Raw genomic sequence first — 23584 nt, forward strand, 5'->3', positions numbered from 1 at the left:
GAAACAGATGTTGGTCGTGGTCGCTGGCCCTCCCGGTGCATGGTAGGATCGGCGAATGAGCCACAGCCATCACGGCCATCATTCGCATCAAGACCGCCACGAACACGGTCATGCCGGGCACAGCCATGCGCCCGCCGATTTCGGCCGCGCCTTCGCCATCGGCATCGGATTGAATACGGCATTCGTGATCGTCGAAGCGACTTACGGATTCCTGTCGAACTCGACTGCCTTGCTGGCCGACGCAGGGCACAATCTCTCGGATGTGCTTGGCCTCGTGGTGGCATGGATCGCCGCTCACCTCGCGACACGACCGCCGACGCCGCGCCTGACCTACGGCTTGCGCAACACCTCGACACTTGCCGCACTGACGAACGGGGTGCTGTTACTGGTCGCCGCGGGCGCCATCCTGCTCGAAGCGGTGCAACGCCTTATCGATCCCGAACCCGTCGCCAGCATGACGATCACTGCGGTGGCGACGGCGGGTATCGCGATCAACGGCTTTACGGCATGGCTGTTCGCCTCCGGCCGCAAGGGCGATCTCAATATTCGCGGCGCGTATCTGCACATGGCTGCGGATGCGGCCGTGTCCGCCGGCGTCGTCATTGCGGGACTCATCATCATGCAAACCGGCTGGTTATGGGTCGATCCGCTCACCAGCCTTCTGATCGTCGCGGTGATCGTATGGGGAACGTGGGGCCTGCTCCGCGAAAGCATGGCGATGTCGCTGGCGGCGGTCCCTGCCGGCATCGATCCTCACGCGGTGCGCGCCTATCTGTCGGAACTGCCCGGCGTCGCCTCGATGCACGATCTACATATCTGGCCGATGGGGACCACCGAGGTGGCTCTCACCGCACATCTGGTGACGCCAGCCGGACATCCCGGCGACGATTTCCTGAAAGCCGCATGCGACGGTCTTCACCAGCGCTTCGGGATCGGCCACACCACAATCCAGATCGAAATCTCGGCCACAGCGCGCTGCGCGCTCAAGGCCGATCACGCGGTGTGACGGGACCATGACGCCGCGACGCCGTCGCCGGCGTTATAAGCCTTGATTTCATCGGCTATTTGTCGTTTTCAAAGCCAAGAACACTGCTCCCGCTGGAGCTTCCCCATCAAGCCCTCATCAGTCGGAGAGATTTAGATGCCAACATCGCCCATTCATGCACGCATCACAGGCCCTATTGTCATGATCGGCTTCGGCTCGATCGGCAAAGGCACGCTGCCGCTGATCGAGCGGCATCTCGATTACGACAAGTCGCGCGTCACAGTGATCGATCCCAAAGACGAAGGCCGCAAGGCACATTGCGAGAAGCACAATGTTCGCTTCATCCAGCAGGCCGTGACCAAGGACAATTATCGCGAACTGCTGACCCCGCTGCTCACCGAAGGCGATGGCCAGGGTTTCTGCGTCAATCTTTCGGTCGATACCGGCTCCACCGATATCATGGAGCTCTGCAACGAACTCGGCGCGCTCTATATCGACACGGTCAATGAGCCTTGGCTCGGATTCTATTTCGATGCGTCGAAGGGCCCGGAAGCGCGCTCGAATTACGCCCTGCGCGAGAACACGCTGGCCGCCAAGAAGGCCCGTCCGGCGGGCTCGACGACGGCCGTTTCCTGCTGTGGCGCCAATCCTGGCTTGGTCTCGTTCTTCGTCAAGCAGGCTCTGCTGAATGTCGCCGCCGACCTCAAGCTCAATGCTCCGAAGCCGAAGAGCAAGGCCGAATGGGCGGACCTGATGCGCCAGACCGGCATCAAGGGCATCCACATTGCCGAACGCGACACCCAGCGCTCGAAGAATCCGAAAGAGCCTGACGTGTTCGTCAACACGTGGTCGGTGGAAGGTTTCATGTCGGAAGGCGTGCAGCCATCCGAACTCGGCTGGGGCACCCACGAAAAATGGATTCCCGAAAACGCACACACCCATGAAGCCGGGTGCGGCGCGGCGATCTATCTGATGCAGCCCGGTGCCGATACGCGCGTGCGCACCTGGTGCCCGACCCGCGGCCCGCAATACGGCTTCCTCGTCACCCACAACGAGTCAATCTCGATCTCCGATTTTTTCACGGTGCGCGACGCGGCCGGCACGGTCATCTATCGGCCGACTTGCCACTATGCCTATCACCCTGCGGATGACGCGGTTCTCTCGCTGCACGAAATGTTCGGCCGCGCCGCCAAGATGCAGGAGAAGCATCACATTCTCGAGGAGAACGAGATCATCGACGGCATCGACGAACTCGGCGTGCTGCTCTACGGCCACGACAAAAATGCCTACTGGTATGGCTCGCAGCTCTCCATCGAGGAGACACGGAAACTCGCGCCCTATCAGAACGCCACTGCGTTGCAGGTAACCTCCACCGTGCTCGCAGGCATGGTGTGGGCGCTGGAGAATCCGAACGAAGGCATCGTCGAAGCCGACGAGATGGATTTCGATCGCCTGCTGGAAATCCAGGGCCCCTACCTCGGTCCAGTGAAGGGATATTACACCGACTGGACGCCGCTGACCGATCGTCCTGGCCTTTTCCCGGAAGACATCGACACCAGCGACCCGTGGCAGTTCCGGAACGTTCTGGTGCGATAACGACATCCGCAGCACCCAATGATCGTTATGGCCGGGCTTGGTCCCGGCCATCTCGATTCAGGGTGCACCGTGGCCACAAATGGGGATCACCGGGACATAGGGAGCGGAGGCGACGCCGTCTTCGAACGGCTATGCCCGGTGATGACATCGCATGCGAGGCGTCGTTCGGATCATTTCTTGCGGATTATTTCTGGACCGGCTCGCCCATCTTCTCGGCGGGTGCAGCCGGCAAGGCCGGGCTCGCGCCCTTCTTCTGAGCCTCGGCATCCGGCCGCGCAGGCTCCGGCGGCGGTGTGGTCGGGCGCGTCCCGCCGGGCTTTGATTCGGCTGGCCCATTATCATTGCCAGCGGGCACTGAAGGCGTTGTCGCGGCAGGCGGCGACGTGGTTTGCGCCATGCGAGAGTCGCGCGACTGAAGCTGCGCCAGCGATACGCCCGCCATCGTCAGACCCACCGCGACCATGATGCCGGCGAGAACCAGATCCAGCCGCAGCGCGCGTTTTCTCTCATTCGGCGTCATATCGGTCACCATTCCTTATTGGATGGACAACCGATCACACACCGCAAGGTTCCGGTTTCTGGCTCGCCCGGCGACGACGATACTCAACCGATGGTGAACATCGCGAGCGGAACCTGATCGCACAGGAAACCTACAGCGGCATCAACCCTGCATCGCCGTCTTCGGTAGCGAAAGCGAGAATCGTTCCCTTTGCATTCCATGCCAATGCAGCGACCGGTTCGCCGCCATTCCTGCGTACGAGAATTTCCGCGCCGTCCTCGATCCGCACCATGAGAATGGTGCCGTCGCTGTAGCCCGCGGCGAAAATATCCTGCTTCGGATGGCAGGCCACCACGGTCGCCTTTGCCTGTAACGGCGCCAGCATCGCCGGCTCCTTGCCCATCGGGCCGTCCTTGCTGCCGAACGGCCACAGGATCACGCTGTCCGAACCGGAGGTCGCGAGGAACTTGCCGCCGACGCTCCATGATATCGAGCGGACCCGCGCCGGATAGCCCGTCATCCGCATGTGCCGCGAATCCGCCAAGCGCCAGCCGTGCAGAGCGGATTCGTGCATCGCGGTGACGAGGAAACGATTGTCCTCGCTGAAGGTGACAGCGAGATGCGAACCTTTCCACTCCAGAAATTCAGGCGTTGCCGCCATGTTGGGAAACCACAGCGTCACGCCGTTGTAGTGCGCCACCGCGAGACGCAATCCCTTCGGTGAGAAGGCAAGTCCGCCAACGGTCGACGACACCTCGAGCGATTTCTCCTCGCCCTTGGGCGCACGCACGAAAGCCGTCTTGCCCACCGACCAAGCGACCGCGCCATCGGGATGAACCGCGACATTGTCGATCCAGCGCCGCTTCGCATCGGTCGCAATGACTTCGGTTTCGCCCTTGCCGTTAATAGCCACCAGCTTGCCGTCATCTCCGCCGGTCACGATGCGCTTGCCATCCGAGGCTGAACACAGGATTCCAGCGCCCTGAACGGACACCGGTGAAATCTCGGCCACGCCCGTTACAAGGGATACTGTTTCCTCGGCCCCGACAAATGCAGCGACGTCGCCAAGAAAATGAATGGCCGTTGCTGGACCGGCGAGCGTGACCGGCGTGACGCGATCGGTCACTGAAACGATCGAAGACGAATGATCGGGGGGATCGAAATTTGTCATCACGCGACGATACACTTCGCAAAGCCGTCGCGGATTTTCTGCTCAGGCAGTTCGCGTCCGATGAAAACCAGACGGCTCACACGCGCTTCATCATCCTTCCATTTGCGCTGATGGTCGCCCTCCAGCATCATGTGGACGCCCTGAAACACATAGCGGTCGTCGTCGCCCTGGAACGCCAAAATCCCCTTCGACCGCAAAATGTTCATGCCATCCTCGGCGACCAGCTGCTGCAGCCACGGCATGAATTTGGTTGGGTCAAGCGGCTTGTCGGAATGCAGCGACAGCGACTGCATGTCCTCGTCGTGATAGTGCTTCATCCCGTGATGGGCGTGATCGTGATGATGGTGGTCATGGCCGTCATGGTGATGATCGTGGCCGTGGTCATGATCGTGGCTATCGTCTTCGAGGAAGCCTGGTTCAATTTCCAGAATACGATCGAGATCGAATGCACCGCGCCCGAGCACGTCGGACAGTTGCACCTGGCAGCGTTCGGTGCGGTGCAGCGTCGCATAAGGATTGATCGCGCGAATTCGCGCCTCGACCTCAGCCAGTTCCGGCTTGCTGACCAGATCGGTCTTGTTGAGCACGATAACGTCGGCGAACGCGATCTGGTTCTTGGCTTCCGGCGCGTCCTTGAGGCGGCTCGACAGCCACTTCGCGTCGGCCACCGTCACCACCGCATCGAGCGCGGTCTTCTCCCGCACGTCCTCATCGACGAAAAACGTCTGTGCCACAGGGGCGGGATCGGCCAGCCCGGTTGTTTCGAGGATGATGGCGTCGAACTTGCCCTTGCGCTTCATCAGCCCGTCGAGGATACGCACGAGGTCGCCGCGCACGGTGCAGCAGACGCAGCCATTGTTCATTTCGAAGACCTCTTCATCGGCGCCGATGATGAGGTCGTTGTCGATGCCGATCTCGCCGAATTCATTGACGATCACGGCGTATTTCTTGCCGTGGTTTTCCGACAGGATGCGATTGAGCAGCGTGGTCTTTCCGGCACCGAGATAGCCGGTCAGAACGGTCACGGGGATTTTGTTGGCGGCGACGTCAGACATGAAAACTCCAGGCACATCAATGCGCGCCCGGCGACAGGGTGGCCCCTGCCCTAGCTCGACAGCGCGCTGGTCAGGGCCTTTATATTGTGCCGGACCATGTCAATGTAAGTGGGTGCGGGGCCGTTTTCCTCGGTCAAACTGTCCGAATAGAGCGTTTCGCCCACCTTGGCCCCGGTCTCGGCGGCAATCCGGCGCATCAGCCGTGGATCGCTGATATTTTCCAGAAAAATTGCCGGAATTTTCCGCTTTTTGATCTGGGTGATGATGGCCGCGATGTCCCGCGCGCTTGGCTCGGAGTCAGTTGAAACGCCCTGTGGGGAGATGAACGAAATGCCGTAGGCCGCGGCGAAATAGCCAAAAGCATTGTGACTCGAAATCACGCTGCGGCGGTCCTGCGGAATTTTCGCCATAGCCTCGCGCACCTCGCGGTCGAGATCATCGAGTTTCGCCAGATAGGCCGCCGCGTTGGCCCTGTAGATTTCCGCGCCGGCCGGATCGACCGCGATCAAGGCATCCCGGATGTTGGTGACGTAGACCTTGGCATTGACGACAGATTGCCACGCATGCGGATCGGCCTCATCGGGATGATCGTGGCCATGGCTATCGCCCGAGGTGACATCGCGCGGTTTGATGTTTCTGGTCGCAACCACCGTCGTCGCCTGACGGCTGGACGAGCCGACCAGACGCGGCAGCCAGCCTTCAAGGCCGAGGCCGTTGACGATCACCAGTCGCGCGTTGGCTATTGTCCGGGCAGCGGCCGGCGACGGTGTGTAGACGTGAGTGTCTCCATTGGGGCCAACCAGCGTAGTCACCGCAACCCGGTCGCCGCCGACGTTACGGGCGAAATCGCCAAGGATTGAAAATGTCGCGACGACGTTCAGCTTCTCCTCCGCAACGGCCGGAGATGCCATCGCGGCCAAAGTCAGGATCGCCATCGCAAGCCAGCGGTGTATCGTTTGCCTGATCATGCTTCGAGATGCCGGCCGGGGAATAGCTGGCGCACCAGCCCGCTGACGCTGCCGAACAGCAGCGAAACGATATAAAGCCCCGCCGCGACCAGAATGATCGCCGGGCCGGACGGGACCTTGGTGTGGAACGACAGCACCAGCCCGGCGTAACCGGACAGCATCGCGGCGGCGACGGCAATCAAGATCATCCCGGTGATGTCGCGCGACCAGAACCTCGCGATGCCTGCGGGCAGGATCATCAGTCCCACCGCCAGCAGCGTGCCGAGCGCGTGAAAGCCGTTGACGAGATTGATCACCACCAGCGCCAGAAACGTCAAATGCGCGGGCGCGCCGGCACGGCTCACCGTGCGCAGAAACACCGGATCGACGCACTCGATCACTAGCGGACGATAGATGATCGCAAGCAATATCAGCGTGATCGTCGCATTGAACGCGATGACCAGTAGCGTCTGGTCGTCCATCGCGAGAATGTTGCCGAACAGCACATGCAGCAGGTCGATATTGGTGCCGCGGATCGAAACGATCGTCACGCCGAGTGCCAGCGACACCAGATAGAATGTCGCCAGCGACGCGTCCTCCTTCAATTCGGTAACGCGGGCAATGGCGCCGGCAAGAATGGCCACTGTGAATCCGGCAACCAGGCCGCCGAACGTCATCGCGAACAGATTGAGACCGGAGAGCAGAAAGCCGATCGCCGCCCCCGGCAGAATCGCGTGGGCCATGGCGTCGCCGACGAGGCTCATCCGGCGCAACATCAGAAAGACGCCGATCGGCGCGCCGCCGAGCGCCAGCGCGATCACGCCGGCCAGCGCACGGCGCATGAACTCGAATTCAAGGAACGGAGCGATCAGCGCGTCATACATGATGATCAGGCCGCCTGTGGCGGCGCTTCCTCGACGCACGGCTCGGCCGCGTCGTCGAAGGCTTCGCACATCCGCCGCGCGGTGCGCAGATTGTCCGCCGTCAGCACGTCGGCGGTCGCCCCCCACGCCACCGGCGAGCGCGCGAGCAGCAGCGTTTCGGGAAATTCGGTACGTACCAGATCCATGTCGTGCAGCGCCGCCACCACGGTGCGCTGCTCGGTGTGCCAGCGCCGGACCAGATCGATCAGGTCGGCGGAGGTCTTGGCGTCGATGGCGTTGAACGGCTCGTCGAGCACGATCACGCGCGCATCCTGCAGAAGTACGCGGGCGAACAGCATCCGCTGCATCTGGCCGCCGGACAGCGTGCCGATCGCGCGGCTCTCGAACCCGTTCAGGCCGACAGCCGCGAGCGCCTCTGCGATCCGGTCACGCTCGTGCCGGCCGATGCCGCCGAACAGGCCGTTGCGGCGCCACAGGCCGGTGCCGACGAAATCGAACACCGAAATCGGGAAGCTGCGGTCGATATCCGCGGTCTGCGGCAGATAGGCGATGTCGCGGGCATGGAGGCCGCCGAGACCGATGGTCCCTGCCAGCGGCCTGAGGATCCCGACGATGCCGCGAAACAGCGTCGACTTGCCGGCGCCGTTCGGGCCGACCACCGCGAGAAGGGTACCGGGCGCGATCTCACCGCTGAGATGATGCACAGCAGGATGCCGGTCGTATCCCAGCGTGACGTTCCGGAATTGCAGCTGGGCCATCATGGTCATTTCATCGCCAGCCAGACAATGGCCCAGAGACCGGCGCTGAGCGCCATCGCGCCGGTCAAGCGCGCTGCCAGCGTCATCCGCAGGATCGACCACTGAGCCGCCTGAGCGGGATGAGGGGCCGCCGGATCATGGTTGTGCGGATGGCCGTGTCCATGGTCATGGGCGTGCGGGTGGGCGTGAGAGGCGTGCGAATGGGCCATGGAACACTCTGACCAGCCCCACGGGCGGCCTGCGGTAAAAACCATAAATGTTATAATATAACATATCATTTGGCCGGTAAACGGCAATGGCTTCGCTCACCGAAAATCGCTGAAATTCAGGCCAGATGGCGCATCAGCGCCAGCCCCGCCGCCAGACCGGCAAGCGCCAGAGCGACTGAGCCGAGCACGTAGGCGACCGCCAGTCCGATCTCGCCCCGCTCGTAGAGCAAAGCGGCGTCCAGCGAGAACGCCGAAAAGGTGGTGTAGCCGCCGAGAATGCCGGTCATGACGAACAACCGCCACGGCTGCGCCGCCTGCCCCTTGAATGCCAGGTAGCCGGCGATCAGCCCCATCACCAGCGAGCCGGAGATATTGATGAGGAAGGTGCCGAAGGGAAAATGCGTTCCGAACAGGCGGGCGCAGAGCATGTTGACGGCATGGCGGAGCGACGCACCGAGACCGCCACCGACAAAGACAAGCAAATAAGACATTGCACCAGCCCCTGCCCGGCTATTTCCGAGCCTCATAAAAGCGGGGCCGCATCTCTGGGGCCCCGCTGAATGATATCGCGTCAGATGACGTCAAGAAGCTTTCGAGAACAGGTCCTCGACATATTCCCAGTTCACCAGATGATCGACGAACGCCTTGAGATAATCGGGACGACGATTGCGATAATCGATGTAGTACGAGTGTTCCCAGACGTCGACGCCGAGAATCGGGGTGGCGCCGTGAACCAGCGGATTCTCGCCGTTGGGCGTCTTGGACACTTCGAGCTTGCCGTTCTTCACCGACAGCCACGCCCAGCCCGAGCCGAATTGGCCGGCGCCGGCGGCGGCGAAATCGGTCTTGAACTTCTCGAAACCACCGAGATCCTCATCGATCTTCTTGGCGAGTTTGCCAGGCAGCTTGTCGCCGCCGCCATTGGGCTTCATCCAATTCCAGAAATGCAGATGATTGTAATGCTGGCCGGCATTGTTGAAGAGCGGCGCATTCTTGCCGAACGAGCCTTTCACGATCTCTTCAAGCGACTTGCCTTCGAATTCGGTGCCCTTCAGCAGGTTGTTGCCGTTGGTCACGTAGGCCTGGTGATGCTTGTCGTGATGGTATTCGAGCGTCTCCTTCGACATGTGGGGCTGGAGCGCATCGTAAGCGAAAGGCAAATTCGGGAGAGTGAAGGTCATGGGATAACATCCGCAATTATGGGAGACAGGTACTCAACGCGCCTCCTTATAGAAGGTTTCGCGCGCCAGAGACAGTCAATATGAGGCCGCAGGGCGGCGCCGCAATGTTATGCGGCGCTGGCCAGTGCGCCGGCCGGTTCTTCTTTGGATTTCGGCGGACGGACGTTCATCAGCATCTGGAAAGAGCCGGCCACGATCCCGATTACCACCGCGCTTTTCCACGCCATGTCGTAGTTGCCCATGTGCTCGTAGATCACGCCGCTCCCCCACGCGCCGATGAAGGAGCCGACCTGATGGCTCAGGAACGCGATACCGGTCAACGTCGCCATGAAGCGCAGCCCGAACAGTTGCGCGACAAGGCCGTTGACCAGCGGCACGACACCGAGCCACAGCGAGCCCATCACCGCAGCGAATACCATTGTCGACATCACCGACGCCGGAAACGAGAAATAGAGCGCGATCGCCAGTGAGCGGACGATATAGATGCCGCCGAGCAGGATTTGCTTCGGATAGCGCCCGCCGAGCCAGCCGAACGCATAGGAGCCGATCACATTGAAAAAACCGATGATGGCGAGCGCGGTCGCACCGAGCGAGGGGTCAAGCCCGCAAATCGCCAGATAGTTCGGCAGATGCGTGGTGAGAAAGACAAGCTGCAGCCCGCAGACGAAGAAAGCAATCGCCATCACGACATAGCCGGAATGGCCAAGCGCCGTTTGCACCACCGCACCGAGCGACTGCTCGACGTCATCGGCCTTGTCGATCTCGATCTTGTCGGCCAAGCCGGCACCGAAGGCGGACGGCAGCATGACCACAACCAGCCCGAGGAAACCGACCAGCGCGATCTGCCAGCCAGCTTGCGAAATCAGCGTCTGCGCCATCGGCGATGCCAGCACGAGACCGAGCGAGCCTGCCGCCGAGATCGCGCCCATGGTCACACTGCGCTGGGCCGGCGACACGGTGCGCGCCGCCACCGTCATGCTCATGCTCGAGGCCGTGCATGACAATGCAATGCCGACGCAGATGCCGGCGCCGAATGTGAACATCAACGCCGAATTGGCGAAGATCATGGCGACGAGGCCAAGCGCATAGATCAAGGCGCCGCCGACCATGATATAGCGCGAGCCGTAGCGATCGGCGACCACGCCGACGACCGGCTGCGTGATACCCCAGACGATATTCTGAATGGCGATCGCCATCGAGAAATCGGCCGTGGTGATGCCGATGTCGTGGATGACCGACGGCTGAAACAGCCCGAAGCTCTGCCGCATCCCCATCGAGAGGCTCAGCATCGTCGCCGCGCCGATCAGAATCGACCAACGCTGGAATGAACTCAGTTGACCCGCATGCATGTGAAATGTTTCCCCGGCCTTGCCGGTCTCGAAATTTTTCCTACTCTGGCACCGTAATTGACAGGTGACCATCCTCGGGACTTGCAATAATGAGCTGCAGTTTCTGCAGGGGTCGTAACCAATGAGCATCGAGATCGATATCCGTACCGGCGACGCCGGCTGGCCCGCCGCCAGACCACTGCTGACCTCGATCTGGCCGCCCGGCGGCCCGATCGAGTGGGCGCATCCGGACCTGCGGTTGATGATCGAGGCGCCCGATCAGGGTGTCGTTTCTCATGCCGGCATCTATCGCCGCACCGGCACATGGAAAGGCCGCAGGGTACGCATTGCAGGCATCGGCGGCGTTTGCACGCATCCGGATTTTCGCCGTCATGGTTATGCCAGTATCGCACTCAACGCTGCGGTGCAGACGCTACGGGACGAACACGCCAGTGACTTTATCCTGCTGGTCTGCGAACCGCACAATTTCGCATTCTACCAGGCGCGCGGCTGGCACCCGTTCGAGGGCGAACTTCATGTCGAACAGAATGGCAAGACCGTTCGTTTCGAGGCGATGACACCCCATGTCTTCGACATGCGCTATCGGCCCCGACGGCGTGATCGACCTGTGCGGCCTGCCGTGGTGACGGCATGCCACCGACAATTTGATTCAAGGCTGCGCCGATCAGGGATGCGCTTATCACAGTAGCCTGCCTCGACGGCTCATGGGTACAATCTACCTTTCGAGCGCAACCTTTACCGAGCAAGGACGTTCACTTCCCCGTCCGGAATTCGGAGCTTCCATGCAAACAGAAACGGTTGTCGGCGACGGTCATATCGACACGGCAGATGTGCGGCGCCGCCTGAAGTCGATTTTCATCGGCTCGATGGGCAATCTCGTCGAATGGTATGATTTCTACGCCTACACCGCGTTCGCGCTTTACTTCGCACCGAAATTCTTCCCGCAAAGCGATCCGGTGGTCCAGCAGCTCAATGCTGCCGTGCTGTTCGCCGCGACCTTCCTGATGCGGCCGTTCGGCGGATGGCTATTCGGATACATCGGTGACAAATACGGCCGACGGCTCTCCTTGACGCTGTCCGTCATATTCATGTGTTTCGGCTCGCTGATCATTGCAGTCACGCCAACCTATGAGACGATTGGCATTGCCGCGCCCATCGTCCTCGCCGTCGCGCGCATCATCGAGGGCCTCAGCCTTGGCGGCGAATACGGCGCCAGCGCAACTTACTTAAGCGAAATTGCCGACCCGCAGCATCGCGGCTTCTACTCCAGCTTCCAGTACGTCACCCTGATCGGCGGCCAGCTCACCGCGATCATCGTGCTGCTTCTGCTGCAGAACGTTTTTCTGACCGCGGATGAACTGCGAGCATGGGGCTGGCGAATCCCGTTCGTGATCGGCGCGATGCTGGCGATCTTTACCGCCGTCATGCGGCGCGGCATGCACGAGACCGAGGCATTCGAAGCATCGAAGTCGTCGGGCGAAGCCACCGGATCGATCCGGCGGCTGCTGAACTATCCGCGCGAACTGCTTCTGGTGATTGGCCTCACCGCCGGCGGCACCGCGGCGTTCTACACCTTCACCACGTACATGCAGACCTTCGTCAAGCTGTCGGTCGGGCTGACCGAGAACGAGACAACGCTGGTGATCTTCGGCTCGCTGCTGTTCGCATCGCTCCTGCAGCCGATATACGGCGCCATTTCGGACAGGATCGGACGCAAGCCGCTGCTGATGTTCTTCGGCATCGCCGGTACGCTCGGAACAGTGCCGATTCTCACCACGCTGCACTCGGTCAAATCGCCGTTCGTCGCCTTCCTGCTGATTTGCGCGGCATGGCTTTTCGTCGCCGGCTACACCTCGATCAACGCCATCGTGAAGGCCGAGCTGTTTCCGACCAGCGTGCGCGCCATGGGTGTCGGTCTGCCCTACGCCATCACCGTGTCGCTGTTCGGCGGAACGGCACCTGCGGTGGCACTGTGGTTCAAGACCATCGGCCACGAGCAGTGGTTCTATTACTATCTGTCAGCGATCATCTTCGTGTCGCTGATCATCTATTCGACGATGCGCGACACCAAACATACGTCGGCAATGCACCGGCACGTCTGACGCGTTTTGCCGGATGCCCAGCAAAAAAGCCGCCCGAAAGGGCGGCTTTTGAGCAAACGCTATGTTTGGTTGCGGGGATAGGATTTGAACCTATGACCTTCAGGTTATGAGCCTGACGAGCTACCGGGCTGCTCCACCCCGCGATAAACCTTTGTAATTCTTGACTAAAGTGCACCAGACACGTTCTGCTCAACGCCGAGGGCGCCGATGATCCCGTCCGGAGGCTTCCAGAGAAGGTGATCCGGGCGAGGCCCGCGATACGAAGGCTATGTACCAACCGCCCCCCGCTTTGGAAAGGCCCCGGCGCGATCTTTTTTCACGTTTTTATGACACCTGTCCGCGCGCCACTTTCCGCGAGCGGCAATCCAACGCGGAACAGACCACAGGTCAGCCATGCGCGATCGGACCGGACTTCATAAGACGCGCCGCTTGCTGTAAGGGACCGTCAACAACAACACCAGCCTGGGAGGATACAGCATGGATCTCGGTATTTCAGGACGGCGCGCATTGGTATGCGCAGCCAGCAAGGGTTTGGGCCGCGCCTGCGCGATGGCGCTCGCCGCTGAAGGAGTCAACGTCACCATCACTGCACGCGGCGCCGAGGCATTGGCCAAGACTGCCGCCGAAATCCGCAAAGCGAACCCGAAGGTCACGGTGACCGAAGTGGTCGGCGATATCACCACACCGGAAGGCCGCAAGGCGGCGCTCGACGCAACGCCGGATATGGACATTCTCGTCAACAATGCCGGTGGCCCGTCGCCGGGTGATTTCCGCAACTGGACCCGCGACGACTGGATCAAGGCGATCGATGCCAACATGCTGACGCCGATCGAACTGATCAAGGCAACCGTCGACGGCATGATGGCGCGCAAGTTCGGACGCATCGTCAACATCACCTCCGCCGCGGTGAAAGCACCGATCGATATTCTCGGTCTGTCGAACGGCGCGCGCAGCGGCCTCACCGGTTTCATCGCGGGTCTCGCCCGCAAAACCGTTATCAACAACGTCACCATCAATGGATTGCTGCCGGGCCCGTTTGACACCGACCGCATTCGTGGCCCGATGCTCGAAGCCGCCGCCAAGTCGCAAGGTATTTCGCCGGACGAGGTGCTGAAGCAGCGGATGAAGGCCAATCCGGCCGGCCGCTTCGGTGACCCTGCAGAATTCGGCCTCGCCTGCGCATTCCTGTGCGGCGCCAAGTCCGGCTTCATCACCGGTCAGAACCTCCTGCTCGACGGCGGCGCTTACCCCGGGACAATGTAAGTTCGTTGACGTAAGCGCGTTCAGGCGATCGGCGTGGTCCGGTCGCCATCGAACGACAAGCCGATTTCATCGAGACCTTCGGCGAGCAGATCGCCAAGCATTGGCTGGCCGAGCAGATAGCTCGCGATGCGCGTGTTCATGCTGCTTGCCACTTCGGCGCGCAAGGTGTCCCAGTCCTCGGCCGTACCGTCGCCACGACCAAGCCTGAGCAGGGTGACGAGATCGATCTGTTCATCGACGGTCAGGGCATCGATGAACCCGGCGATCTCGCGCGCCACCGGGTCGTCGGAATTGTCCTCGAGCACATCTATCATTCCATCATCCGTCGCATTCGATCCTTCGTCGGGATCGGACACCTCTTCCTTGGCATCGAACTCGCGCGCCTTGACGATGAGAAACCCGACCTGGTCGGTGGAAATCGACAATTCCGGCATATCCGCTCTCCAGTCATGCGTGAGATGCAGCGATAACGCCGGAGCCGCGCAGATGATCCATTGCTCGAACCGCCGGAAACAACCATTCTGGCGGCCACAAGAAGAAGACGGAGCGGAAATGATGAGTTGGACTGTCGGCAGACTCAAGATCAGCAAGATCGTCGAAATCGAATCGATCGGATCGAGCAAATTCATCCTGCCGCAGGCATCCGACGAAGCAATCCGCGAAATTCCGTGGCTGACACCGGAATTCGCCACGCCGGAAGGCCGTCTCAAGCTCGCGATCCAGTCATGGATCGTCGAAACGCCGACCCGGAAAATCATCATCGACACCTGCGTCGGCAACAATAAGCAGGGCCGGATGCTGCCGGCGTGGAACAACCTCGACAAACCGTATCTGCAGGATATGGCCGCGGCCGGCTACCCGGCAGACTCCATCGACACAGTGATCTGCACCCATCTGCATGTCGATCATGTCGGTTGGAATACGAAACTGTCAGACGGCAAATGGGTGCCGACCTTTACCAATGCCCGCTACGTGTTCGGCAAGCGCGAGTACGAGCACTGGAAGGCCGACGATACCTCGGCCACGCGCCGGCTTGTGTTCGAGGATTCGGTCCAGCCGATCGTCGATGCCGGTCTTGCCGACCTCGTTGCGAGCGATGCGCAGCTGTCCGACGACATCACCCTGATCCCGACGCCCGGCCACAGCCCGGATCACATGAGCATCCTGTTCAAATCCGACGGTCAGGAAGCGCTGTTCGTTGGCGACACTGCCCATCATCCGATCCAGATGGCGCATCTCGACTGGTCATCGACCGCGGATTCCGACCAGGCCCAGGCAGCCGATACGCGGCAACGGCTGTTCTCCCGTTTCGCGGACACGCCCACATTGGTAATCGGCGGCCATTTCGGCCCGGGCTATCTCAAGCGCGACGGAAAGGCCTTCAAAATAACCCCAAAAGAGAGCTGAGCGCGCTGCACAACAGGCTCTTGAGGTTGAAATCCGCGTCGCTCTGTTCCAGAACGGGTCGGCAAATTGCAGTGCTTGTGTTCAAGAAAATGTCTGGAGGACATTGTTATGAAGCTGGTTCGCTACGGTGCCGTCGGCCAGGAGAAGCCGGGAATGCTTGACCGTTCAGGTCGTCTTCGTGACCTGTCGGCGCATGTCAAAGACATCACGGGTGAGACCCTCTCACCGGCCGGACTGGCCAAGCTCGCTGCGATCGACGCGGCGTCGCTCCCGCTCGTCGAGGGATCGCCGCGGCTCGGTTCACCGGTCACCGGGATTTCGAAGTTTGCCGCCATCGGCCTGAACTATGCCGATCATGCTGCGGAGTCGGGTCTGCCCGTTCCGGCAGAACCGATCGTGTTCCTCAAGGCGAACACCAGCCTTTGCGGCCCCAATGACAACGTCGAAAAGCCGCGCGGCTCGACCAAGCTCGACTGGGAAGTGGAGCTTGCGATCATCATCGGCACTCGCGCGAAGTATGTCAGCGAAGCTAACGCCCTGAAACACGTCGCCGGCTACGCCGTCTGCAACGACGTTTCGGAACGGTTCTTCCAGATCGAGCGTCTCGGACAATGGACCAAGGGCAAGTCGCACGACACCTTCGGCCCGCTCGGCCCATGGCTCGTCACCGCCGACGAAATTCCCGATCCGCAGAAACTCGGCATGTGGCTCGACGTCAACGGTCAGCGCCGTCAGACCGGCTCGACCTCGACGATGATCTTCGGCGTCGCGAAGATCGTGTCCTACCTCTCCGAACTGATGACGCTGGAACCCGGCGACGTCATCACCACCGGCACGCCTCCGGGCGTTGGCATGGGCATGAAACCGCCGCAGTATCTCAAGGCTGGTGACGTGGTAGCGCTGGGCATCGACGGGCTCGGCGAGCAGCGCCAGCAAGTCGTGGACGCCTGACGTGAAACTGACATTCTCCGCGACCTCACCCTTCGCCCGAAAAGTGCGGATCAGCGCGATCGAGCTCGGTCTGATCGACAAGATCGAATTCGTTCCCACCACCGTAACGCCAACCACGATGAACGAGGATTACTCGTCGCACGTCAATCCGCTGCGCAAACTGCCGGCGCTGATCCTCGACGACGGCAGCACCATCGTCGACTCCTACGTGATCACCGAGTATCTCGACGATCTCGCCGGCGGCGGAAAGCTGATCCCGGCATCGGGTCCTAAGCGTTGGCAGGTCAAGACCGAACACGCCATCGTCCAGGGCATGCTCGATGCCATGCTGCTGTGCCGCTACGAAAAGATGCTGCGCCCCGAAGCGCTGCGCTGGCCAAAATGGGTCGACGATCAGTGGGACCGCGCATGGCATGGGCTGAAGTGGTTCGAGGAACGCCCCGACACGTTCTCGCGCCCGCTCGACATCGTCCAGATCGGTTTGGTCTGCGCGCTTGGCTATGCGGACTTCCGCTTCCCGAGTTGCGGCTGGCGCGACGCATTCCCGCGCTTGGTGGCGTTCAACGACAAGATGATGCAGCGTGACTCGGTGAAGGCGACGCTACCGCCCGCGGCCTGACGACGAGCGGACAGCGCGGAGGAGATCTCATGTTTCGCACTGTCACTGCCCTCCTCATCGCGGCCTGCGCATTGACGGCGCAGGTTCATGCGCAGCAACCACAGGGACAGCAGGCGCCCGCGCCTGCTTCGCGTCTCGACGAGATCGTAACCAGCTGCCGAACCTGATGGCCGACTTCACTGCCGGCAAGTTCGATGTCGGGATGGGCGGAGTCTCGATCACCCTCGACCGGCAGAAGAAGGGCTATTTCAGTACGCCCGTGATGCGCGAGGGCAAAACGCCGATAGCTCGCTGCACCGATGCCAGCAAATTCGACACCATCGCCGGGATCGACCGGCCGGAGACGCGCGTCATCGTCAATCCCGGCGGCACCAATGAACGGTTTGCCCGGGCTCACATCAAAACCGCGCAGATCGAGGTCCATCCCGACAACGTCACCATCTTCGATGAAATCGCCAAGGGCCGCGCCGACGTGATGATGACGGATGCATCCGAAACCCGCTTCCAGCAGAAGCTGCATCCCGGCGTTCTCTGTGCCGTGCATCCCGACAAGCCATTCGACTTCGCCGAGAAGGCCTACTGGCTGCAGCGCGACGTCGCGCTGAAAGCATTCGTCGATCAGTGGCTGCACATCGCGATGGAGAACGGCAGCTTCAAGAAAATCTACGCCAAGTGGTTCCAGTAACAGCCTGAGCTGGCGAGTACCGATGCGATGAGCACAACCGGCACGGACGAGTTCAAGGCCTGGCACAGCGTCGCGGATCTCTATCACGGCTTTTTCACCGGCCTGATCATGTCGGCGGTGACGCGGCGAAGCACCGCCGACGCCGCGAAGTTTGTGTTTGGCGTCTTTCGCCGCCAGCATCACGAGCGCTTTCTCGCCGGCATCGAGAAGTTCGGCCTGACCAAAACGCCGCATGCGGTCGCGGCGGCGCAGTACCACTACCTCAGCAACTGGATCGGCGGCGTCAACGTCGAGTACATCCGCGAATCCGACCGCAAGGTGTGGATCCGCTATCCGCCGCCGCGCTGGGCGTGGCGCGGCACCGCGATCTGCGCGATTCCCGGCGAGGTGTCCGAGGCGATGCTGCGCGGCTGGCACGCCCACAACGGCGTGTCGTTCGGCAACCCGCGCCTCGGCTTCGTCTGCACAAAGCAGACCGTCGACGGCCAGAGCGGCCTCGAAGGCTTCTATTACGAATACGATCGCGACCTGTTGCCGGAGGAGCGGCTGGTGTTCGCGCGCCATCTCGAAGCGCCGCCGTTCGATCCCGCACAGGCACCGAAGCTCGCCTCCGACACTTGGCCGCAATCGCGGCTGGAGAAGGCCTATCGCAACTATGCGATGGAGTATGTCCGTTCGGCGCTGCCGGTTCTGGTCCAACAGCTCGGCCCGCACGATGCCGGCCATGTACTTCATCTCACCGGCCGCCTGATCGGCATGCAGTCCTATACCGACATCGCCGCAACGTTCCCGGTGCAGGATGACGGCCCGCTCGGCTTTGGTCAGTTGCTTGCCGATGTTCTGCGCGCGCAGGGCGACGATGCCGAACTGCGCACGACGGGCGATGGCGTCACGGTTTCTCAGCGGCAATGGACCTTGATGGCAGGCGTGCCGGATTATCATCCGGCGTGTCTCGAAGCCTTGCGCGGTTTGATCGAAGGCCTGATGGACGCCCACACTCGGCGGCTGCGTTTGGCGCTGAGTGCGGCCGCCGACGCCGCGCCGGGTCCGCTGACATGGACCATCAAAGCGAGGTCGCTGGCACCGTCAGCGGATCATCGCTTTCCGGCTTAACGCGCGTCAAAGCGCTCCAGCGCCGTGCGATCCCATTTGGCATTGTCGGCGGCGGCCTCGTAAGTGCTCTGGCAGAAATCGAGCAGCATCGTATCCGGCGCGGCCGATTGCTGAAGCGAATCATAGTCGAGAACGAACTCGCGCAAATTCGGATCGAACCGCGCGGCTGAGGGACGCAACGGCGCATCGGCGAAACCCTTCGGCTCGGGATAGGCATATGCGTAAAACGCGGCCTTGCCATAACCGCCATTGCCGGGCCAGAAACCGCAGCTTGAGACCTCATGCGAATAGGCTTCGCGTGCGACCCAATCGCCGAGATTGGGCATGCCGCCGGGATGCGGCGGCGCCGTGCGGCCCGAGAACCGCGTCACCGCAAGATCGAAGCTGCCCCAGAAGAAATGGACCGGACTGACCTTGCCGACAAAGCGTGAGCGGAATGCATAGAGCACGCGATCCGAATGCACCAGCACGCGCCAGAAGCGGTGCGCATAGTCGGCATCATACGATTTGTGATCGCGATCCCGCTCGAAGGGAATCGCATCGGCGACTTCGACCGGCATGGTCCAGATCGTCACCTCCAAGCCAAGGCTGCGAAGCGCACTCATCGTCCGGTCGTAAAACTCCGCGACCGACATCGGCACAAGCGCAAACTCCGTACGGCGCTGGTCGCTGGTCGAGACCACCAGCGCATGACGGCAAAAATCGAAATCGATCTGGAAGTTGCATGTGGCGTACGGCATCAGCGATGTCGTCAGCCCGGTCGAGGTGACATAGAGCGGCACCTGCCACCACTGATTGACCATCGGCGCCAGCGCGAGGCGGATCTTGCCGACGACCTGCGTCCACATGTGCAGCGTCGCGCAAGTCTCCTGCCATTCGTCGAACGGCAGCGCAGGCCAGAATGTTGTGTCACGGCTGTTCGGTGTGTTCATGAGCACCTCCCGGTCGACGCCAGACAGACTAGCGGCCTTCGCAGCCAAGCGCTGGGTGTTTTTCAGATCACGCGTCGCATGCCCGCGCTGCAATCGGTGCAGCCGAGCGGGACGGATCGGCGCTCCGCGCCAAAGCGCGGCGACAATGGAGCGGCGCCTCCGCGCGCTCCATCGTCGTCAGTCCGGTTGTCTCTGCGGCGCTCCAGAAACGCCACAAGAGAGATGCAGGAATATAATCATAGAAACGGATTGTCGATCCAGCTGCCGCCCGCTTGACGAGCTGCTAGCGGTCTGGAATTCTCCGTTTTGGAATTCCGAATTCGAAAAATGGCAATCCGATGATTCCGCTCGATCCGACCCCGAACCTCATCGATCAGGTCTACGCCCGCATCCTCGAGGGGATCGCCGACCATACGCTGCCGCCCGGCCAGCGAATCCGGCAGGCCGAACTCGCCGAGCGGCTGGGGGTCTCCCGCCAGCCGGTCAGCCACGCTTTGCACCTGCTGCATCGGCAGGGGCTGGTCGCCGAAAGCGGCCGCAAAGGCTTTCAGGTCACGCCGCTGGACCCACTGCGGATCCGCCAGCTCTATGAAGTACGCGGCGCGATCGACGCCCTCGCCGCCCGGCTTGCGGCGCAGCGCGTTGCCGCCGACGCATCTGGCCGCGCCGCGCTCGAACGCGCCTTGCACGCAGGCCGAACGATCGACGACGCGACGCCACTCGCCGCGCTGATCGCGCTCGATGTCGATTTTCACAGCGCGATTTATCGCCTCGCAGGCAATCCCGCGATCGAGGAGACCGTCGCGCCGCAATGGCCGCACATGCGCCGCTCGATGGCGACGGTGCTCGGCGAGTTGGACTACCGGACCAGCGCCTGGACTGAACACGAGATTATCGCTGCGCGCATTTTGTCCGGCGATACACAGGCTGCCGAAGCTGCGGCGCAATCGCACGCGCTGACGGCGGGACGAACGACGGAAGAACGCCTGACGGCACGCAGCCGCGCGGCGTAACGAGCAAGGCCGTCCGGACGCCGGAACGGTCACCAACAAAAACGACGAACAAGGAGGATGACCATGAAATTGACTCCCGAACAGCTTGAACAGTTTCGCACCGAAGGCTGGCTGTTCCTGCCCGAGCTTTTCACACCCGAGGAAGTCGACGTGCTGCGGCGCGAGGCCGTGTCGATCTATGACGAACAGCGGCCCGAGGTCTGGCGCGAAAAGAGCGGTGCACCGCGCACCGCCTTCGCCGCCCACCTTTACAACGAAGCGTTTCGCCTGCTCGGCGCGCATCCGCGCATGATCGAGCCGGTCGAGCAGGTCTTCGGCGAAAAAGTCTACATGCATCAGTACAAGATCAACGCCAAATCCGCCTTCACCGGCGACGTCTGGCAATGGCATCAGGATTACGGCACCTGGAAGCGCGACGACGGCATGCCGCAGCCGCTGGCGATGAACATCGCCGTCTTCCTTGACGAAGTGCTGCCGATTAACGGCCCGCTGATGCTGGTGCCGAAAAGCCAGAACGCCGGCGACCTCAAGGCCGCGCACGATCTCGAGACGACGTCGTATCCGCTGTGGACGCTCGACGAAGAAACAGTGACCCGGCTGGTCAAGGAAGGCGGCATCGTCGCGCCAACCGGCAAGGCCGGCGGCATGCTGATGTTCCACGGCAATCTGGTGCACGGCTCGGCCGGCAATATCACGCCTTATCCACGCAAGATCGTCTATCTCACGCTCAACTCGGTCTCGAACTACATCCGTACGCCGACGCGGCCGGAGTTCATCGCCCATCGCGACTTCACGCCGATCGAGACGGTGGCCGACGACGCTCTGATCCGTTACGCCCGCAGCCATCGGCAGGCGGCGGAGTAACGCGAGGACTTCGTCATGCCCGGCCTTGTGCCGGGCATCCACGTCTTTTAATTATCGACGACTCAAGGCCAGGAAGGCATGGATGGCCGGGACAAGCCCGGCCATGACATTTAATTATGTGGTGATGGCTAAGTCATCGATGACCTTACTCACTGGATCAATTTCTCCATGAATCTCCATCATCTCCTCGAAAAGCGCCGCGCCGCCGGCACGCCGGTGCGCGTCGCGCTGATCGGCGCCGGAAAATTCGGCTCGATGTTCCTGTCACAAGTCCCGCACACGCCGGGGCTCGAAGTGACTGTGATCGTTGATCTCGATCCCGGCCGCGCCCGCGATGCCTGCCGCACCGTAGGCTGGGATGATGCACGAATCGCCGCGACGACATTCACCGACGACGGCCCGACAGCGATTGCTTCGGATGATGTCGAGGTGGTGGTGGAGGCGACCGGCAATCCCGCCGTCGGCATCCGTCATGCCCGCAAGGCAATTGCCGCGGGCAAGCACATCGTTATGGTCAATGTCGAAGCCGACGTTCTCGCCGGTCCGCTGCTCGCCGAGGAAGCGCGCAGCGCCGGCGTGGTCTACTCGCTGGCCTATGGCGACCAACCGGCGCTGACCGCCGAAATGGTCGACTGGGCGCGCGCCACCGGCTTTCGCGTCGTTGCCGCCGGCAAGGGCACCAAGTATCTGCCGCTCTATCATGACGTCACACCGGCTGGCGTCTGGGGCCATTACGGACTGACAGCTGCCGAGGCGCAGTCCGCCGGCATGAACCCGCAGATGTTCAATTCATTTCTGGACGGCACCAAGTCCGCCATCGAAATGGCGGCGATCGCCAACGCGACCGGGCTCGACGTGCCGTCGGGCGGCCTGCTGTTTCCGCCGTGCGGCGTCGACGATCTGCCGCATATCATGCGGCCACGCGACAACGGCGGTGTGCTTGAGAAATCAGGCGTGGTCGAAGTGGTGTCGTCGTTGGAACGCGACGGCCGCCCGGTGTTCCGCGACCTGCGCTGGGGCGTCTATGTCGTACTCGAAGCGCCGAACGATTACGCCGCCGACTGCTTCCGGCAATACGGCCTCAAGACCGATACCTCCGGCCGCTATGCGGCGATGTACAAGCCGTATCACCTGATCGGGCTCGAGTTGAATATCTCGGTGTTGTCGGCGGCGCTGCGCAACGAAGCTACCGGCCAGCCGCACGGTTTCCGTGGCGATGTCGCGGCTGTGGCGAAGCGCGACCTGCGCGCCGGTGAAATGCTCGATGGCGAAGGCGGCTATACGGTGTGGGGCAAGCTGATGCCCGCAGCGGACAGCCTCAAGGTCGGCGCGCTGCCGATCGGCCTCGCCCATGGCGTCAGGCTGAAGGCCGACATCGCCCACGGCGCCGTGGTTCGCTGGTCGGATGTGGAGACCGATTCGGCCAACGACACGATCACGACGCGGCGCGCGATGGAGCAGCGGTTCGCGACAGGCTGAAGACCATTCCCCTCATCTTGGGGACCGCACATTTTGCGCGCGTCTCGAAGGGCCCGAGCTTTATTCCGCGTCGCCGAGGAAGGCGGCGCTGAGCTGATCGTAGTATTTCGTCACGATCTTCACGTTGTCCGGATACTGCACATTGCTGGTGAATTTCAGCGCGACATTGAGATCGGCGAGCGCCGCCTTCTTGGCTTCGGCGGACATCTTCTTGTCCGCAGTCACTTCGGCGATCTGCTTCTTCACCATGACGGGCGGCTCCGAAAACGCCTTGGTTTTCGGATCGATGCCGGACAGCACCAGGCTGACATTGTCGAGAACTTCGCCGTACTCGTCGTACGAGGCGAACCCGTTTTTCTTCGCCGCCGCGTCAAGCTCGGCCTGAACTTTCGCATCCGGCTCGGTTGTGCCTTCCGGCAGCTTCGTGGTGATCGCGTCCATGTCCTTCTGCGCCGCGAGCAGATTCTGAACCTGTTTGTCGTTGAGCGGGATCTGCTTGAGCTGCGGCGGATCCTGTGGCGC

26 protein-coding genes, 1 tRNA gene and 1 pseudogene (1 of these 28 running past the window's edge) are annotated in these 23584 nt (G+C 61.8%); 14 read left to right on the forward strand and 14 right to left on the reverse strand.

What is annotated here, in order from left to right; translation table 11 throughout:
* Window positions 1-55: 55 nt before the first annotated feature.
* Window positions 56-1006 (forward strand): cation diffusion facilitator family transporter, encoded by a 951-nt coding sequence (locus ASC80_RS15390; RefSeq protein WP_056299152.1) that lies wholly within the window; start codon window positions 56-58, stop codon window positions 1004-1006.
* A 135-nt stretch (window positions 1007-1141) separates the two neighbouring features.
* Complete coding sequence (locus ASC80_RS15395; RefSeq protein ID WP_056299155.1) at window positions 1142-2581, forward strand: homospermidine synthase; 1440 nt, start codon at window positions 1142-1144, stop codon at window positions 2579-2581.
* 184 nt (window positions 2582-2765) lie between these two features.
* Here the strand turns inward: ASC80_RS15395 and ASC80_RS15400 are convergent, their stop codons facing one another.
* From ASC80_RS15400 to ASC80_RS15445, 10 genes are all read right to left on the reverse strand, one after another.
* Window positions 2766-3101: a hypothetical protein gene (locus tag ASC80_RS15400; protein ID WP_056300783.1), complete on the reverse strand. Its 336-nt coding sequence runs from the start codon at window positions 3099-3101 to the stop codon at window positions 2766-2768.
* Window positions 3102-3231: 130 nt separating this feature from the next.
* A complete protein-coding gene (locus ASC80_RS15405; protein ID WP_056299158.1) occupies window positions 3232-4251 on the reverse strand; it encodes a WD40 repeat domain-containing protein in 1020 nt (339 codons plus the stop codon).
* Entirely contained in the window at window positions 4251-5306 is a 1056-nt protein-coding gene (locus tag ASC80_RS15410; protein ID WP_056299161.1) for a CobW family GTP-binding protein, read from the reverse strand. The genes ASC80_RS15405 and ASC80_RS15410 overlap by 1 nt, the downstream gene beginning before the upstream one ends.
* 50 nt (window positions 5307-5356) lie before the next feature.
* On the reverse strand, window positions 5357-6241 hold the full coding sequence (locus ASC80_RS15415; RefSeq protein WP_056299163.1) for a metal ABC transporter substrate-binding protein: 885 nt from the start codon (window positions 6239-6241) through the stop codon (window positions 5357-5359).
* A gap of 29 nt (window positions 6242-6270) precedes the next feature.
* Window positions 6271-7140, reverse strand: a complete 870-nt coding sequence (locus ASC80_RS15420) for a metal ABC transporter permease (protein ID WP_056300786.1) — start codon at window positions 7138-7140, stop codon at window positions 6271-6273.
* A gap of 2 nt (window positions 7141-7142) precedes the next feature.
* Entirely contained in the window at window positions 7143-7898 is a 756-nt protein-coding gene (locus tag ASC80_RS15425) for a metal ABC transporter ATP-binding protein (protein WP_056300788.1), read from the reverse strand.
* A 2-nt stretch (window positions 7899-7900) separates the two neighbouring features.
* On the reverse strand, window positions 7901-8104 hold the full coding sequence (locus ASC80_RS15430; RefSeq protein WP_056299165.1) for a hypothetical protein: 204 nt from the start codon (window positions 8102-8104) through the stop codon (window positions 7901-7903).
* A gap of 116 nt (window positions 8105-8220) precedes the next feature.
* Window positions 8221-8595, reverse strand: coding sequence for a fluoride efflux transporter CrcB (gene crcB / locus ASC80_RS15435; RefSeq protein WP_056299168.1), 375 nt, complete (start codon window positions 8593-8595; stop codon window positions 8221-8223).
* Between the two features lie 90 nt (window positions 8596-8685).
* Window positions 8686-9285, reverse strand: a complete 600-nt coding sequence (locus ASC80_RS15440) for a superoxide dismutase (RefSeq protein WP_056299171.1) — start codon at window positions 9283-9285, stop codon at window positions 8686-8688.
* A 107-nt stretch (window positions 9286-9392) separates the two neighbouring features.
* A complete protein-coding gene (locus ASC80_RS15445; protein ID WP_056299173.1) occupies window positions 9393-10634 on the reverse strand; it encodes an MFS transporter in 1242 nt (413 codons plus the stop codon).
* Window positions 10635-10755: 121 nt separating this feature from the next.
* On the opposite strand from ASC80_RS15445, the gene ASC80_RS15450 reads away from it, so the two are divergent.
* Together ASC80_RS15450 and ASC80_RS15455 are read left to right on the forward strand one after the other, a co-directional pair.
* Window positions 10756-11322: a GNAT family N-acetyltransferase gene (locus ASC80_RS15450; RefSeq protein ID WP_349509665.1), complete on the forward strand. Its 567-nt coding sequence runs from the start codon at window positions 10756-10758 to the stop codon at window positions 11320-11322.
* A gap of 94 nt (window positions 11323-11416) precedes the next feature.
* Window positions 11417-12736, forward strand: coding sequence for an MFS transporter (locus ASC80_RS15455; RefSeq protein ID WP_056299175.1), 1320 nt, complete (start codon window positions 11417-11419; stop codon window positions 12734-12736).
* A gap of 66 nt (window positions 12737-12802) precedes the next feature.
* On the opposite strand, the gene ASC80_RS15460 is transcribed toward ASC80_RS15455, so the two are convergent.
* Window positions 12803-12879 (reverse strand) — tRNA-Met (locus tag ASC80_RS15460).
* Window positions 12880-13213: 334 nt separating this feature from the next.
* On the opposite strand from ASC80_RS15460, the gene ASC80_RS15465 reads away from it, so the two are divergent.
* Window positions 13214-13999 carry an SDR family oxidoreductase gene (locus ASC80_RS15465; RefSeq protein ID WP_056299178.1) on the forward strand — a complete coding sequence of 262 codons (786 nt, stop codon included), beginning with the start codon at window positions 13214-13216 and terminating at the stop codon, window positions 13997-13999.
* A 20-nt stretch (window positions 14000-14019) separates the two neighbouring features.
* Here ASC80_RS15465 and ASC80_RS15470 read toward each other — a convergent pair whose 3' ends face one another.
* Complete coding sequence (locus ASC80_RS15470; protein WP_056299179.1) at window positions 14020-14433, reverse strand: DUF3775 domain-containing protein; 414 nt, start codon at window positions 14431-14433, stop codon at window positions 14020-14022.
* A 121-nt stretch (window positions 14434-14554) separates the two neighbouring features.
* Here ASC80_RS15470 and ASC80_RS15475 point away from each other — a divergent pair, with 121 nt between their 5' ends.
* From ASC80_RS15475 to ASC80_RS15495, 6 genes and pseudogenes are all read left to right on the forward strand, one after another.
* Window positions 14555-15406 carry an MBL fold metallo-hydrolase gene (locus tag ASC80_RS15475; protein ID WP_056300790.1) on the forward strand — a complete coding sequence of 284 codons (852 nt, stop codon included), beginning with the start codon at window positions 14555-14557 and terminating at the stop codon, window positions 15404-15406.
* Between the two features lie 108 nt (window positions 15407-15514).
* Entirely contained in the window at window positions 15515-16357 is an 843-nt protein-coding gene (locus ASC80_RS15480; protein WP_056299182.1) for a fumarylacetoacetate hydrolase family protein, read from the forward strand.
* A 1-nt stretch (window position 16358) separates the two neighbouring features.
* The gene (locus tag ASC80_RS15485; protein ID WP_056299185.1) at window positions 16359-16976 is read left to right on the forward strand and encodes a glutathione S-transferase family protein; all 618 of its coding nucleotides are present in this window, start codon (window positions 16359-16361) and stop codon (window positions 16974-16976) included.
* Between the two features lie 29 nt (window positions 16977-17005).
* A complete protein-coding gene (locus ASC80_RS23810; RefSeq protein WP_156464434.1) occupies window positions 17006-17143 on the forward strand; it encodes a hypothetical protein in 138 nt (45 codons plus the stop codon).
* Window positions 17134-17661 (forward strand): annotated as a pseudogene (locus tag ASC80_RS15490) (transporter substrate-binding domain-containing protein); the annotation flags it as partial. The gene ASC80_RS23810 and the pseudogene ASC80_RS15490, both read left to right, overlap by 10 nt.
* Window positions 17662-17688: 27 nt before the next feature.
* Window positions 17689-18774, forward strand: a complete 1086-nt coding sequence (locus ASC80_RS15495) for a hypothetical protein (protein ID WP_056299188.1) — start codon at window positions 17689-17691, stop codon at window positions 18772-18774.
* Here ASC80_RS15495 and ASC80_RS15500 read toward each other — a convergent pair.
* Complete coding sequence (locus ASC80_RS15500; RefSeq protein ID WP_056300793.1) at window positions 18771-19706, reverse strand: DUF5996 family protein; 936 nt, start codon at window positions 19704-19706, stop codon at window positions 18771-18773. The genes ASC80_RS15495 and ASC80_RS15500 overlap by 4 nt on opposite strands.
* A 338-nt stretch (window positions 19707-20044) precedes the next feature.
* Between ASC80_RS15500 and ASC80_RS15505 the strand changes: the two genes are divergently transcribed.
* The 3 genes from ASC80_RS15505 to ASC80_RS15515 all read left to right on the forward strand — a co-directional run bounded on the left by ASC80_RS15505 (window position 20045) and on the right by ASC80_RS15515 (window position 23062).
* Window positions 20045-20719 carry a GntR family transcriptional regulator gene (locus ASC80_RS15505; RefSeq protein ID WP_056299191.1) on the forward strand — a complete coding sequence of 225 codons (675 nt, stop codon included), beginning with the start codon at window positions 20045-20047 and terminating at the stop codon, window positions 20717-20719.
* A gap of 63 nt (window positions 20720-20782) precedes the next feature.
* Entirely contained in the window at window positions 20783-21583 is an 801-nt protein-coding gene (locus ASC80_RS15510) for a phytanoyl-CoA dioxygenase family protein (protein WP_056299192.1), read from the forward strand.
* A 168-nt stretch (window positions 21584-21751) separates the two neighbouring features.
* Window positions 21752-23062 carry an NAD(P)H-dependent oxidoreductase gene (locus tag ASC80_RS15515; RefSeq protein WP_056299195.1) on the forward strand — a complete coding sequence of 437 codons (1311 nt, stop codon included), beginning with the start codon at window positions 21752-21754 and terminating at the stop codon, window positions 23060-23062.
* A 60-nt stretch (window positions 23063-23122) separates the two neighbouring features.
* On the opposite strand, the gene ASC80_RS15520 is transcribed toward ASC80_RS15515, so the two are convergent.
* Window positions 23123-23584, reverse strand: the 3' portion of a protein-coding gene (locus ASC80_RS15520; RefSeq protein ID WP_056300794.1) for a hypothetical protein. It continues 93 nt past the right edge of the window; only the last 462 of its 555 coding nucleotides appear in the window; the start codon falls outside the window, past its right edge — the gene reads right to left on this strand; the stop codon is at window positions 23123-23125.

It is taken from the genome of Afipia sp. Root123D2, assembly GCF_001425835.1.
Lineage (GTDB): Bacteria > Pseudomonadota > Alphaproteobacteria > Rhizobiales > Xanthobacteraceae > Afipia.